The sequence below is a fragment of the Immundisolibacter sp. genome, from assembly GCF_041625615.1.
Classification (GTDB): domain Bacteria; phylum Pseudomonadota; class Gammaproteobacteria; order Immundisolibacterales; family Immundisolibacteraceae; genus Immundisolibacter.
On record NZ_JBFJTF010000060.1, the window covers coordinates 1 to 13,187 of the forward strand.

Sequence of the window (13,187 nt, forward strand, 5' to 3'; positions counted from 1 at the left end):
GAGCACGCGCTCGGCGATGTAGCACAGCACGAGCTGGGGGCTGACCGGCGCCAGGCGCGTGATCATCACTTCCCGCAGGTACCGCTCGACGTGGTACTCCTTGGCGTAGCCGAAGCCGCCGTGCGTCATTACCGCCTGGGTGCAGGTCTTGAAGCCGGCCTCGGCGGCCAGGTACTTGGCGGCGTTGGCGTACGCCCCGCAGTCCTCGCCGCGGTCGTACAGCGTGGCCGCCTTCAGCATGGTGAGGTTGGCCGCTTCGAGCTGCGCCCAGCACTCGGCCAGCGGGTGCTGGATAGCCTGGTTCTGGCCGATCGGCCGCCCGAACACCACGCGTTCCTTGGCGTATTCATTGGCCTTGCGCAGCGCCGCCCGGCCGATGCCGATTGCCTCGGCGGCAATCAGGATGCGCTCGGGGTTGAGACCATGCAGCAGGTAACGGAAGCCCTGCCCCTCCTCGCCGATGCGGTCGGCGATGGGGATTTCGAGCCCGTCGATGAACACCTGGTTCGAATCGACGCACTTGCGGCCCATCTTCTCGATCTCGCGCACCTCGACCCGGCTGCGGTCCAGGTCGCAGTAGAACAGCGTCAGACCGTCGATCGGCCGGGCGGTTTCTTCCAGCGGCGTGGTGCGCGCGATCAGCAGCATCTTGTGCGCGTGCTGGGCATTGCTGGTCCACACCTTCTGGCCGTGCACGGTGTAGCGGTCGCCCTCGCGGCGGGCGAAGGTTTTCAGATGCGTCGTATCGAGCCCGGTGTTCGGTTCGGTTACCGCGAAACAGGCGCGCTGCTCGCCGCGGATCAGCGGCGGCAGAAAGCGCTGGCGCTGTTCTTCGGAACCAAACTTCACCACCACGTTCGGCCCGAACAGGTTCAGGTGAATGGCCGAGGCGCCCGACAGGCAGGCGCCGGACGCGGCGATGGTCTGCATCATCAGCGCCGCTTCGGTGATGCCCAGGCCGGCCCCGCCGTAGGCCTCCGGCATGGCGATGCCCAGCCAGCCGCCGTCCGCCATGGCCTTGACGAAGTCGAGCGGAAACGCGCCGTCGTGGTCGCGCTCGAACCAGTAATGGTCATCGAACGGCGCACACAGGCGCTCGATCTGCTCGCAGATGGCCTGTTGATCGGCAGTCAGCGCGAAATCCATCGTCTCCTCCCCTGTGCGTGCGTCGGTCAGGCGGGCGGCTCTCCGGGCCCGCTGACCGCCGGCGGTGGCGCGGGGGCGCCCGGTCGCCGGCCGAACAGGCGCAGGATGCCGCCGCCGAGCCGGCGCAGGGCGCGGAATATCTTCGGCACGAGCCAGACCAGCAGCAGCAGGAACGCCACAAACAGGCCGAAGAAAACCCACGGATGGTGCAGGGCCGCCCACAGTCCGCCAAACACCGCCACGTCCTCGGCGAGGGAGGCGCTCCAGTTGGAGAACGGTTCCGGCGAGGTGTTGATCAGCAACCGTCCACCGGTCTTGGTGGCATGCGTGGTGGCCGCCAGCCCGCCGCCGAGAATGCCGGCCGCCACTTCCAGCGCCGGCGTCACCTCGCCCACCGCCCCGGCGGCCAGCAGCGCGCCGGCCGGGATGCGGATGAAGGTGTGCAGCGCGTCCCAGCCGCTGTCGACGCCGGGCGTCTTGTCGGCGAAGAATTCCACCGCGTACATCAGGCCGGCGGCGCCGATGACCAGCGGACTGGCCAGCACCTGCAGGTCCGGCGGCAGCGCCAGGTCACCCGACGCACCGGCGATGCCGAGCACCAGCAACGCGGCGTACAGGTTGATGCCGCTGGCCCAGCCAACCCCCAGGGTCAGCGCCAGCGTGCCGATGATGTCCTGATAGGTTTCCAAGGCCGCATTACCCGTGCTCTGGCAGGGCCCGGCAGTATCGCACGCGCCACCGGCGGACCCGCAGCGCCCGGATCGGGCTCAGGGGTGGTGAATAAAAGCACAGTATGCGCATTTCTTCCGTCGCGCGTCCGGTACACGCCCGGACCCGCTCCCGCACATCCCTGGCCGACCTGAGCGCTTGAAAAATTCACACGCCCTCAGTTGTCGGGTGCGCCGGCGCGGATCCACGCCTCGATGAGCCGTCGCTCGTCGGTCGCCAGCCCGCTGGTGCCCGTGTCGGCATTGAACGGCATCGGCGCGCCGGAGCCGCCGACCTGCAGCTGCGTGCCGCGCAGCTTGTGGACCAGGTAGCTGCGTTCGGGATCGCCCGGCGCCACCCGCGGCAACGGCGCCTGTGTACTGGGCACATCCACGGTGGCGACATGCGTGTCGCCGGCCTCCAGCAGCAGGCCGCCCTGCGGCGACTCGTACAGGTGACAGGCCACGCAGTAACGGTCGAGGATCGGCTGCACGTCGCGCGACAGGCTGACCGGCGCCTGTGCCGACGCCGGCGGCATGCACAGCGCCAGCGCCAGCGCCGGCCCCAGCCGCCGGCGCACCGTCGCGTTGCCGCTCACAACGGGCGCGGCGGCGCGGCGGCGGCCGCATTGCCGGCAATCTGTCCGAACACCACGGCCGGGCCGATGGTGCCGCCCCCACCCCAGTACGCGGCCCCGGCCGGGCTGGCGATGCAGTTGCCGGCGGCATACAGACCGCCGATGGGGACACCGTGGGTGTCCAGCACCCGGGCACTGGCATCCACCACCGGCCCGCCCTTGCTGTCGATGGCGCCGGCCACCAGCAGCGCCGCGAAATACGGCCCCTGCGCCGACAGCGGGTGCATGGTGGGGTTCGGGTAGTCGCTGGGCAGCACCGGCAGGTTGCCGAAGTAGTTCCAGGCGATGTCGGCGGCCGCCGCGCCGCGCTGGAAGTCCTCGTCCACGCCGCGACGGGCAAAGCCGTTGTAACGCTCCACGGTGGCCATCAGACGCTCGGTGAAACCCGCTGCCAGGCGGACCTCGCCGATCTGCGGGCGCAGTTTCTCCAGCCGCTGGGCAATGGCCGCCGCCAGCGCCGGCCAGTCGTCGCCGGCGATCACGTGCGCCGGCAGCGGCGCGTCTGCCCGCTGCACGCCCATGACGCCGCCGCGCAGCTGCACGGTGCGGCTGTCCCAGACCATCAGGGTCACCCGCTGCGGGAAGTCGCCGCTGACCTCGTCCCACACGAAGTGCGCGCGCGGCCGGCCACCGGGCTGGTTTTTTTCATTGGCGAAGCGCTCGCCGGCGAGGTTCACCGCCAGGCTGCTGTCGCCCGGGATGACCCACACGCCGGTCGGCGTGTCCGAGCCGGCCAGTGCTTCCTCGAGCAGCACTTCCATCCACCAGCCGTGCTGCAGGTTGCCCAGCATGGCGCCGGCGGCGCCGGCCAGGCGCAGGAAATCGCCCTGATTGGTGGGCGCGCCGCAGCCACCGTAGACCGGGCCCAGCAGATGACGGGCGCGCAGCGCGGCGTCGTGAATGAAGCCGCCACTGGCGAACACCACGCCGCGACGGGCACCGACACGAATACGCCGACCGCGCCGCTCGCACACCACGCCCAGCACCTTGCCGTCGGCGTCGCGCACCAGCTCGGTGGCCGGGTGGCGGGTGAGAATGCCGATGTCGCGTGCCTGCGCTGCGGTCTGCAGCAGCTCGATCAGGTCCACCCCGACTCCGCCACCGTTGCGGTAGTAGAAGCGCCCGTCGCGGTGCTCGCGCGGCTTGCACACCATGCCGCGGCCGCGCGGCGCGCGATTTTCCGGCAGCTCGGCATAGTTGTCCGGAAATGGCCGGTCGTCGTAGTCGACGAACGGCAGGTAATCGACGATGCCCAGCTGCGTGAGCCGGTCCACCGTCGGCGCGGCGTGGTCGTAAAAGGCCTCGAGCAGCGCAAATTCGCGCGCGCCGGCACCAAAATGCTCGGCCTGCGGACGGTAGCGGTCCGGGTAGCTCATGCGCACCGCCAGGCGCAGAAAGTCCTCGCGCGGGTCGGCCACGCCGGCGGCCCGCAGAAACCGGTTGTTGGGAATGTAGTGCACGCCACCGGAGCGCACCGTGGTGCCGCCGGGCACCGGGCCCTTCTCCAGCATCAGCACCTCGGCCCCGGCCTCGCGGGCGAACAGCGCGGCGCTGAAGCCGGCCGCGCCGCTGCCGACCACCAGCACGTCGGTCTGATGGTCCCAGGCCTCCTGTGCGGCGCGGGCGGCGTTCACCGGCAGGCCGCCCAGCCCGGCGGCCAGAACGCCTCCGCCGGCGGCCAATACGAGCGAGCGCCGGGTGCTGTCCACCGGCCGTTGGCTGTCGTCTGCCATCCGCATCTCCTCCTGATGGGGCGCAGACTTTAATTAAAAAGCGCCGCCGCTGTCGCGCCGGTGCCCCGGCGTCATGCCGGCACGGGCACGCGACGGCACGGCGCGGCGTCTACTCCAGGAACAGCCGATACCCGGCGCTGTCGGTCTCGTCCACCCAGTCGAGGCCCGCCTGCGCCAGGTGGGCGCGAAAGCGTGCGCGCTCGCCCGGCGGCACCTGCAGGCCGACCAGGGCGCGGCCATCGGCGGCGCCGTGATTGCGGTAATGGAACAGGCTGATGTTCCAGTGCGCGCCCAGGCGTGCCAGAAAGTGCGCCAGGGCGCCCGGTCGCTCGTCGAAATTGAACCGATACACCAGTTCGTCAGGCAACGCACCGTGGCCGCCGACCATGTGGCGCAGGTGCAGCTTGGCCGCCTCGCTGTCGGTCAGATCCACCACCGCGTACCCGTGCCGGCGCAGCTCGGCATACAGCGCCTGACGCTGGTTGCCGGCCGTCTGCACGCCCACATAGACGTGCGCCTCCTCGGCGCCGGCGTAGCGGTAGTTGAACTCGGTGATCTGACGCGCGCCGATGGCCTCGCAGAACTGGCGAAAACTGCCGGGCCGCTCGGGAATGGTGGCGGCGAAGATGGCCTCGCGCCGTTCCCCGATCTCCGCCCGTTCGGCGACATACCGCAGGCGGTCGAAGTTCATGTTGGCACCCGAGCAGATGGCCGCCAGTGATTTGCCACGACAGCGCTCGCGCGCCACATAGCGCTTCAGCCCGGCCAGTGCCAGGGCGCCGGCCGGCTCGACGATGGCGCGCGTGTCCTCGAACGTGTCCTTGATGGCGGCACAGATCTCGTCGTGGTTCACCAGCAGCATCTCGTCCACGTACTGGCGGACCAGGCGAAACGGTTCGCGCCCGACCTGACGCACCGCAGTGCCGTCGGCGAACAGGCCGACGCTGCGCAGGCTGACGCGCCGTCCGCGGCGCAGCGATCGATCCATGGCGTCGGCATCGTCCGATTCCACGCCGATGATGCGAATGTCCGGGCGCAGGCGCTTGACGTAGGCGGCGATGCCGCCGATCAGCCCCCCGCCCCCCACCGGCACGAAGATGGCATCCAGCCCCCCCTGACGCTGACGCAGCAGCTCGGCGCCGATGGTGCCCTGTCCGGCGATGACCAGCGGGTCGTCATACGGATGCACGAACGTGCGGCCACGGGCGTCCGCCAGCGACTGCGCGTGGCGATAGGCGGCGGCGTAGTCCTCGCCGTGCAGCGCCACCTCGCCACCCAGGCGCTCGACCGCCTCGATCTTGATCTGCGGCGTGGTCACCGGCATCACGATCAACGCATGGGTACCCAGACGCTGCGCCGCCAGGGCCACGCCCTGCGCATGGTTGCCGGCGGAGGCGGCAATGACGCCGGCCTTCAGCGCCCGTGCCGGCAAATGCGACATCTTGTTGAAGGCGCCGCGCAGCTTGAACGAGAACACCGGCTGCAGGTCCTCGCGCTTGAGCAGCACCTCGTTGTTCAGGCGCAGCGACAGGCTTTCGGCCACCTCCAGGGGCGATTCGATGGCCACGTCGTAGACGCGGGCGTTCAGGGTCAGAACCAGATAATCGCGCACGAAACCTCCTTCTGCGCGGCGCTCATACCGGCGGCGGGATCGCTTGGCCGTTCAGGAGTTACCGCTGTCGCGTCGCCGTCGGCGACGCACGCGCCGCTGCCAGACGCGCTGCGTGCGCAGGCGCAGCAGCCAGCCGGCAACAAGGTACGTCAACAGCCCGCAGGTGCTGGCCATCACCGCCAGGCCAAGCACCGTGGGGATGCCCACGCGCCGCCACCAGTTGCGCGGGGGTGGTTTTTCCACCGCGCCGTGCAACTGCTCGGGCGGGTGGCTGAACGCGTCTCGCCCTTGAGGATCCTGGCCGGTCAGGTGCGAGCCGATACGGTAGGCGCCGTAGTAGATGGCCGGAAAGGTAACGGGGTTGGTCACCAGCGTGCTGACCGCCGCCACCGGCACGTTGGCGCGCATGATCACCGCCGCGACAGCAGCGGCAGGGATCTGCGCCAGCGGCAGCATCAGGCCGAAGAACACCCCGACTCCGACGCCCAGCGCCACACCGCGCCGGCTCATGTGCCACAGGCGGGGGTGATGCAGGGCCGGCCCCATCCAGCGCAGCCAGCGCCGATGACGCAGCTCCGCCGCGTCGTGCAACATGCGCCGCAGGCGACTCATGGCGAAGCGGGCAGCACGTTGGCGATGACCGCCGGTGCACTGTCCGGTCCCAGCATGCGACCTGCCTTGACCAGTTGCTCCACCGCTCGACGCAGCGCGCTCAAGGTCCGCAGCCAGCCGTCCATGTCAGCGACCGGCAACTCGGTGCGGGCGCCGGCATCCAGCAAGTCCGCCTTGGCGGCCTGATAGGCCCGCTCGAAGGCCTCGGCCGCCCGATCGATGTCCGGCACAGACGCCAGGCCCAGCGCCGGATTGGCCACCGCCAGAACCTGACCGGCAGCCCGCCGCAGAACGTCCAGACTCGGCAACGGCGGCCGGTCGCCGGACTGCCCGGCCGTGGTCACCGCCACGGAGGCGGCGGCCGCTGCCTCGTCGTAATAGCGGGCGATCCGCAGCAGGCGCGGCGCCTGACCGGCCGTGCGCTCGCTGAGCCCGGAGCGCGTGAGCTGGCTGACGAAGTCGCCGATGGCGCGCTGCAGACGCGTGGTGACCACCCGCGCCAGCGCCAGCGCGCCGCGGTCCGGCACCGGCTGCGCAAGCGCCGCCGCCACCGCACGGGCAGCGAAATCGCCCTGCCGACGCAACTCGCGGTCCAGCGCCGACAGCGCCAGTTCCGGCACAGTCAGGACGGTGCGGTCGAGGTAGCGGGGACGCGACTCATCCTCCTCGGTGGTGCGAAAGCACCGCTGCAACCAGTCCATCAGCCGGGGTGCCAGCGGCAGCATCACCGCCACACCGAGCACATTGAACGTGGTGTGGAAAAGCGCCAGGTCAGCGGCCGGCGCGGCCGCCATGCCGAAGGTGTCACGCAGCGCCGTGGTGACCGTCAGGAGCCACGGCAGAAGCGCGAACGCCACCACGCCCGCCAGCAGGTTGAAAACGACATGCGCCGCCGCGGCCCGCCGCGCGTTGGCCGTGGCACCGACGGCGCCGAGGACCGCGGTGATGGTGGTGCCGATATTGGCGCCAATCACCGCCGCGGCGGCAGCCTGCAACGGCAGCAGGCCGCCCTGCGCCGCCGTCAGCACCAGCGCCAGGGACGCACTGGAGGACTGCATCAGCACGGTGACGGCGGCCCCGGCCAGCAGCAGAACCAGCGTGTTGGCGCCCGCCGGCAACACGAACGCGGCAGCCTGCGCCTGAAACGTTTCTCGCAGCACATCGATCCCGACAAACAGCAACCCGAAGCCGGCCAGCGCCAGACCCAGCGCGCCGCGGCGCCCGCCCGGCGCGGTCAGACGCAACGCCATGCCAAACCCCAGCAGCGGCAGCGCCAGGCGCTCGATCTTGAATTCGAGCCCGACCAGCGCCACCACCCAACCGGTCATGGTGGTGCCGACATTGGCGCCAAACAGCACCCACAGCGCCTGCCCGAGTTCCAGCAGGCCCGCATTGACAAAGCCGATGGCAGCCAACGTGACGGCACTCGACGACTGCACCAGCGCGGTGATCGAGGCGCCGGCCAGCAAGCCACGCCAGCGCGTGCGCGTGGCGCGCGCCAGCATCTGCTGCAGCAACGGCCCGGCCGCCGCCTTGAGACCGTCGGTCAGCAAGGTAATGCCCAGCAGCACCAACCCGGCGCCGCCCAGCAGACCTCCGACAAGCGTCAGATTCACACAGTGATCCTGCGGGGGAATGGCGGCCGCCGGGTCACGGTCGACGGCGCATCATCAGCGTGAACTCGCCGTCCTGAACGCGCTCCGCGCGCTGGTTTGTGACCGTGAACGCCAGGGTGACCACGCCGCGATCCGGCTTGGAGGTTTCCTTGGCCGCCCGGATGCGCATCTCCGCGGCGATGGTGTCACCGAACTTCACCGGCGCCGTGAAGCGCCAGGTCAGCCCCATAAACGCGATGATCGTGCCGTTGATGACGCCTGTCTGATGCATGAGACCGGAGACCAGCGACAGGCCGAGCAGGCCATGCGCGATCGGTTCGCCGAACTGCGTTTCGGCGGCGAACACGCGGTCGGTGTGCAGCACGTTGAAATCACCGGAAACACCGGCGAAGGCCATCACATCGGCTTCGGTCACCGTGCGACGCACGGTGGGAATCACAGCACCCGGCGTGAAGTCCTCAAAAAACCAGGGCGTCATGGCGGCTCCTTGCAGATCCAAAAGCTGCCAGATTACGCGCTGCAAAAGCCGGCTGACAATCCGCCACCGCCGCCGACGGGTGTCACGCGACACCCCCCTCGTCCACCGGCCAGGACCGCAGCGCCCGCAGCAGACTGCGCTTTTTGGCCTGATGGGTCTGCATGCGACGCAGGATATCGTCGAGCATGTGCAGGGCGTCGCCGATGTGCGGTCCCTTGTTCAGCATCACGCACTCGGCGCGCCCGCCCATGGCGGCGTCGGTGATCTCCGCGCGCGATGGCTGGCCCGTCTTGGCCAGTCTTTCCAGCACCTGCGTGGCCCACACCACAGGCACATGCGCCGCCTCGCAGGCCCACAGCAGCTCTTCCTGCACCTCGGCCAGGCGTTCGAAGCCGCACTCGATGGCCAGATCGCCGCGGGCGATCATCACCCCGGCGGCGCGGCTGCCCATGGCGGCCAGCAGCATCTCGGGCAGATGCTCGAAACCGCGACGCGTTTCCACCTTGAGGATGATGCCCAGCGCGTCGCCGCCGAGCCGCGCCAGGTGGTCCTGCAGGGCGCGCACGTCGGCCGCCGACTGGGCGAACGACAACCCCACCAGGTCCGCGTGCTCCACCACCACGGCCAGATCGTCGACATCCTTGTCGGTCAGTGCCGGCAGATGCAGGGTGCTGTCCGGCAGATTGATGCCCTTGTCGGCGCGCAGCGTGGCGCCGCCGGGACGGCAGTCGGTGATCTCCACCAGCAGCCCGGCAGGACCGGTGCGGCGTATCACACCCCCGATGCGCCCGTCGTCGAACCAGATACGCTCGCCGCGCCGCACCTGACCGAGCACCTGCGGCAGCGTGCACGGCACGCGCGCCGGGCGCGGGCGGCGGCGCCCGCTGGCCACGGCGGCCGGCTGGCCGACGCCGCCCGGTGTCACCAGCAGCCGGTCTGTCCTGTGCAGGCGCACTGTGGCGGGAGCCGGTGGCAGGTCGGCAACCGCGGTGGTGGCAACGTCGTGCCCCGAGCGGCGCAACTCAAGCCGGGTGTCCGGCACCAGATAAGCGGTCTTGTGCCCCGCCAGCACAACGCCGCCCGCAGCACATCGGCGCACCAGGAACTGCCGTTCCAGGCCCCGCGCGTCAACCAGACGTACGGTGTCCCCCACGCGAACCCGCGCCAGCCAGGCCGGCTCGACGGCGATGCTGGGCGCGCCCTGCGCCCTCGCGGCGCCACCCTCGACCGGGCGCAGGCCGAGCAACGCCGGCGCCGTGACCGTCCCCCAGGGGTCTCGCCTGGGCCTGACCTTGAGCACCGGCGGGCCACTGGCGATGGGGCCGGTGCGCAACTTGGGACCCGCCAGATCCATGAGGACACGCACCCCCCGCCCGGCACGGCGCGCCTGCTGACGTACCCGTCGGGCCATGGCGACCCAGGCGGCGGGGTCGTCGTGGGCACAGTTGATGCGGGCGATGTCCATGCCGCCGTCCACAAGACGCGCCACCAGGGCATCGTCGACCGCCGCCTCGCTCGGCAGCGTCACCATGACGCGCACCGTCCGCGACTCGTGCGGCGGACCGAAAAGACCCTCCGCGTGGCGCACCAGCAACGCCGGGCCGCGCTGGGCGCCGACCGGCTCTTCGGCGCTGTGGTCGCGCCACCTGCGGCCGGTCACCAGGTGCAGCAGGCCCAGCACCTTGTCCAGACTCGCCAGTGCATGGGTCTCGGCACGACCGAGTGACGACACGCCGACCCAGGCCAGCTGCGCCTGCAGGCGCCGGATGTCGTGCCGACGCATCGCCAGGTAATGCGTCAGGTTGATGGCGCTGGCGCGCCAGTGTGGCTGCACGGCGTCCAGTTGCGGCCGAAAACGCCGCTCCGCTTCCAGCATGGCGACACGCAGCTGCAGCAGCTCGTCTATGAGCGCCTCGCAGGCCGCGACGTTCCAGGCGCCGGCACCGTTGTCACGGGGATTGTCGATCATCACCATCCCAAACTCGTCGCCGCGTGTGGCGACCTTGTGACAGCGCTCAGGGAAGCGCGTTCTCACCGCCGGATAAAATGGCTTCTTTTTTGCGACCCGGAAACCAGACCCGACCATGACTGCCACGTTGATCCTGATCCGCCACGGCCGCTCGCTGTGGAACGAACAGAACCGCTTCACCGGCTGGGTGGACGTGCCACTGATGGAGCGCGGCTGGCGCGAGGCGGAGGCCGCCGGCCGGCTGCTGGCCGACTACCGCTTCGACGCCGCCTACACCTCGCACCTGCAGCGTGCCATCTGCACGTTACAGGTGGTGCTGCGCGAGAACCGCGGCGGCCGTTCGCCGATCTTCATACCGGTCGAAGGCACGGTGCCGCGCGAGGCCTACCAGCCGACCGGTGACGAGTTTCCCGCCTTCCTGCACGCAGTGGCGCTGGCCGAACGTCACTACGGCGACCTGCAGGGCCTGAACAAGGACGAGGTGCTGGCGCAGTACGGCCAGGAGCAGTTCACCCAATGGCGCCGCGGCTATGACACCCCGCCGCCGAACGGCGAAAGTCTCAAGGACACCGTGGCCCGCGCCCTGCCCTACTTCGACGCCGAGATCCGCCCGCGCCTGCAGCGCGGCGAGACGGTGCTGATCAGTGCCCACGGCAATTCGCTGCGTGCCCTGACCAAGGAACTGGAGAACATCTCCGACGCGGACATCGTGAAACTGGAGATTCCCACCGGCGTGCCCATCGTCTACCGGCTGGAAGACACCGGTGACACGCTGCGCATCATCGACAAGCGCGTGCTCGAGCACCCCGCCTGAGGGCGTGTGGCGGCCTCGCGCGCTCGGGCGGGCCCGGGATGCCCGACCGCGAACCGGGCCCGCCAGGGCCTGATTCGCCCCAGCGCGTGCGGGCATGCCTGACGCGCGACGCAGGACACGCACGGGCCGTGCGTTTCGTCGCTCGCCTTGAGCCACGCGCGCCGTGCGCCGGCTGAATCTGCCCCGCACGGCCTGGGTGCTGGGCCTGGTGTCACTGCTGAACGACACCGCCAGCGAAATGATCATGCCGCTGCTGCCGGTGTTCCTGGTCGCCACGCTGGGTGCCGCGCCGGCGGTCATCGGCCTGATCGAGGGCCTGGCCGAGGCCACCGCCAGCGTGCTGAAGCTGGTATCGGGACGCCTGGCCGACTGCGGCGTGAGCCGGCGCCGGCTGGTGCTGGGCGGCTACGCCACCTCCAACCTGGCACGTCCGCTGATTGCCCTGGCCGGCGCCTGGCCGGTGGTGCTGTTGCTGCGCTTCGGTGACCGCGTCGGCAAGGGACTGCGCACCTCGCCACGGGATGCCCTGCTGGCCGCCTCGGTCGGCGCGCAGCGACGCGGCACGGTATTCGGCTTTCATCGCGCCATGGATCACGGCGGCGCCATGCTGGGGCCGCTGCTGGCCTTCGGCCTGCTGCAGGCGGGGCTGGACATGCGCGCGGTGTTCGCCGCCTCGCTGCTGCCCGGCCTGGTCCTGCTGCTGGTGCTCGGGTTCGGCCTGCGCGAGGCGCCGTCGGCGCCGCTGGCACCGGTGCCGGCCCTGCGCTGGGGCGCCCTCGACCGCCGCGTGCGCGGCCTGATCGGCGCCGCCGGCCTGCTGGCGGTGGCCACCGTGCCGGATGCCTTCCTGGTGCTGTGGGCGTTTCAGGGCGGCCTCGAGGTGCTCTGGCTGCCGTTGCTGTGGGCCGCTGCGCACGCAGTGCGGGCGGCAGTGTCGCTGCCGGCCGGCTACCTGGCCGACCGCGTCGGCCGCGCGCCGGTGATGACAGCCGGCTGGCTGGCGCGGGCCGGGCTGCTGGCCATCATGGGCACCGTCTACGGCGACCGGCTGCAGGTGTGGGCCCTGTTCCTGCTCTACGCCGGCGCCACGGCGGCCACCGAAGGCGCAGAACGGGCGCTGATCGGCGACCACGCGCCGGCCGCACACAAGGGCACGGCGTTTGGCCTGTACCACCTGTCGGTCGGGCTGCTGGCGCTGCCCGGCGCCGTGCTGTTCGGCGCCCTGTGGCAGGGACTCGGGCAAACCACCGCGTTCAACGCGGCGGCGGCCCTCACCTTGCTCGGAGCGACGGCGTTCCTGCGAATAACGCGCGTCGCCCCAACACGCTGAGTCGATCGCTCAGAACGGAATGTCGTCGTCGAAGTCACCGCCGAAGTCGTCGGCGGCCGCCTTGCCGGGCCGGCTCGACGGGGCGGTCGCCGGTGCACCGGCACCCCAGGCCGGCTCTTCATCGCCACCCTGACGGCCGTAGCCGCCGCTGTCGCCACGCCCCTCGCCTCCACCGAGCATCTGCATGTCGGATGCGACGATCTCGGTCGTGTAGCGGTCGTTGCCGTCCTTGTCCTGCCACTTGCGGGTCTGCAGACGGCCTTCGATGTAGACGGTGCGGCCCTTCTTCAGGTATTCGCCGGCAATCTCGCCGAGCTTGCCGAACAGCACGACGCTGTGCCATTCGGTGTTCTCCTTGCGCTCGCCCGTCTGCTTGTCGCGCCACTGTTCGCTGGTCGCGATGCGCAGGTTGGCCACCGCGGCGCCGCCGGCGGTGTAGCGCACTTCGGGATCGCGCCCCAGGTTGCCGACCAGAATCACCTTGTTCACTCCGCGTGCCATGCCCGCCTCCGTATTTCCGTGTATCGCATCA

General features: G+C 70.4%; 12 protein-coding genes. 2 read left to right on the top strand and 10 right to left on the bottom strand.

Annotated features, from left to right (window positions below; all coding sequences use genetic code 11):
• From ABYX71_RS06415 to ABYX71_RS06455, 9 genes are all read right to left on the bottom strand, one after another.
• A partial coding sequence (locus ABYX71_RS06415) for an acyl-CoA dehydrogenase family protein (protein WP_372695680.1) occupies nucleotides 1–1,146 on the bottom strand: 1,146 nt, incomplete at its 3' end.
• A 26-nt stretch (nucleotides 1,147–1,172) separates the two neighbouring features.
• Nucleotides 1,173–1,835: a DUF4126 domain-containing protein gene (locus tag ABYX71_RS06420; RefSeq protein WP_372695681.1), complete on the bottom strand. Its 663-nt coding sequence runs from the start codon at nucleotides 1,833–1,835 to the stop codon at nucleotides 1,173–1,175.
• A gap of 197 nt (nucleotides 1,836–2,032) precedes the next feature.
• Nucleotides 2,033–2,452 carry a hypothetical protein gene (locus ABYX71_RS06425; RefSeq protein WP_372695682.1) on the bottom strand — a complete coding sequence of 140 codons (420 nt, stop codon included), beginning with the start codon at nucleotides 2,450–2,452 and terminating at the stop codon, nucleotides 2,033–2,035.
• On the bottom strand, nucleotides 2,449–4,224 hold the full coding sequence (locus ABYX71_RS06430; RefSeq protein WP_372695683.1) for an FAD-dependent oxidoreductase: 1,776 nt from the start codon (nucleotides 4,222–4,224) through the stop codon (nucleotides 2,449–2,451). Before ABYX71_RS06430 ends, ABYX71_RS06425 begins: the two co-directional genes overlap by 4 nt.
• 109 nt (nucleotides 4,225–4,333) lie before the next feature.
• Entirely contained in the window at nucleotides 4,334–5,836 is a 1,503-nt protein-coding gene (gene ilvA, locus ABYX71_RS06435; RefSeq protein WP_372695684.1) for a threonine ammonia-lyase, biosynthetic, read from the bottom strand.
• 51 nt (nucleotides 5,837–5,887) lie between these two features.
• Nucleotides 5,888–6,448, bottom strand: a complete 561-nt coding sequence (locus ABYX71_RS06440) for a DUF2062 domain-containing protein (protein ID WP_372695685.1) — start codon at nucleotides 6,446–6,448, stop codon at nucleotides 5,888–5,890.
• A complete protein-coding gene (locus ABYX71_RS06445; protein ID WP_372695686.1) occupies nucleotides 6,445–8,064 on the bottom strand; it encodes a Na/Pi cotransporter family protein in 1,620 nt (539 codons plus the stop codon). The genes ABYX71_RS06440 and ABYX71_RS06445 overlap by 4 nt, the downstream gene beginning before the upstream one ends.
• A gap of 34 nt (nucleotides 8,065–8,098) precedes the next feature.
• Nucleotides 8,099–8,542 (bottom strand): MaoC/PaaZ C-terminal domain-containing protein, encoded by a 444-nt coding sequence (locus ABYX71_RS06450; RefSeq protein ID WP_372695690.1) that lies wholly within the window; start codon nucleotides 8,540–8,542, stop codon nucleotides 8,099–8,101.
• An 82-nt stretch (nucleotides 8,543–8,624) separates the two neighbouring features.
• The gene (locus tag ABYX71_RS06455; protein ID WP_372695687.1) at nucleotides 8,625–10,511 is read right to left on the bottom strand and encodes a pyruvate kinase; all 1,887 of its coding nucleotides are present in this window, start codon (nucleotides 10,509–10,511) and stop codon (nucleotides 8,625–8,627) included.
• A 115-nt stretch (nucleotides 10,512–10,626) separates the two neighbouring features.
• On the opposite strand from ABYX71_RS06455, the gene ABYX71_RS06460 reads away from it, so the two are divergent.
• A complete protein-coding gene (locus tag ABYX71_RS06460; RefSeq protein ID WP_372695688.1) occupies nucleotides 10,627–11,325 on the top strand; it encodes a 2,3-diphosphoglycerate-dependent phosphoglycerate mutase in 699 nt (232 codons plus the stop codon).
• 163 nt (nucleotides 11,326–11,488) lie between these two features.
• The gene (locus ABYX71_RS06465) at nucleotides 11,489–12,655 is read left to right on the top strand and encodes an MFS transporter (protein ID WP_372695689.1); all 1,167 of its coding nucleotides are present in this window, start codon (nucleotides 11,489–11,491) and stop codon (nucleotides 12,653–12,655) included.
• A gap of 9 nt (nucleotides 12,656–12,664) precedes the next feature.
• On the opposite strand, the gene ssb is transcribed toward ABYX71_RS06465, so the two are convergent.
• Nucleotides 12,665–13,156 carry a single-stranded DNA-binding protein gene (gene ssb, locus ABYX71_RS06470; protein WP_372695691.1) on the bottom strand — a complete coding sequence of 164 codons (492 nt, stop codon included), beginning with the start codon at nucleotides 13,154–13,156 and terminating at the stop codon, nucleotides 12,665–12,667.
• Nucleotides 13,157–13,187 lie beyond the last annotated feature (31 nt).

Bases quoted from the DNA above. Each gene is read 5' to 3' on its own strand.
- ABYX71_RS06460 (WP_372695688.1), top strand. From the start codon at position 10,627: ATGACTGCCACGTTGATCCTGATCCGCCACGGCCGCTCGCTGTGGAAC.
- ABYX71_RS06440 (WP_372695685.1), bottom strand. From the start codon at position 6,448: ATGAGTCGCCTGCGGCGCATGTTGCACGACGCGGCGGAGCTGCGTCAT.
- ABYX71_RS06450 (WP_372695690.1), bottom strand. From the start codon at position 8,542: ATGACGCCCTGGTTTTTTGAGGACTTCACGCCGGGTGCTGTGATTCCC.
- ABYX71_RS06455 (WP_372695687.1), bottom strand. From the start codon at position 10,511: ATGATCGACAATCCCCGTGACAACGGTGCCGGCGCCTGGAACGTCGCG.
- ABYX71_RS06430 (WP_372695683.1), bottom strand. From the start codon at position 4,224: ATGGCAGACGACAGCCAACGGCCGGTGGACAGCACCCGGCGCTCGCTC.
- ssb (WP_372695691.1), bottom strand. From the start codon at position 13,156: ATGGCACGCGGAGTGAACAAGGTGATTCTGGTCGGCAACCTGGGGCGC.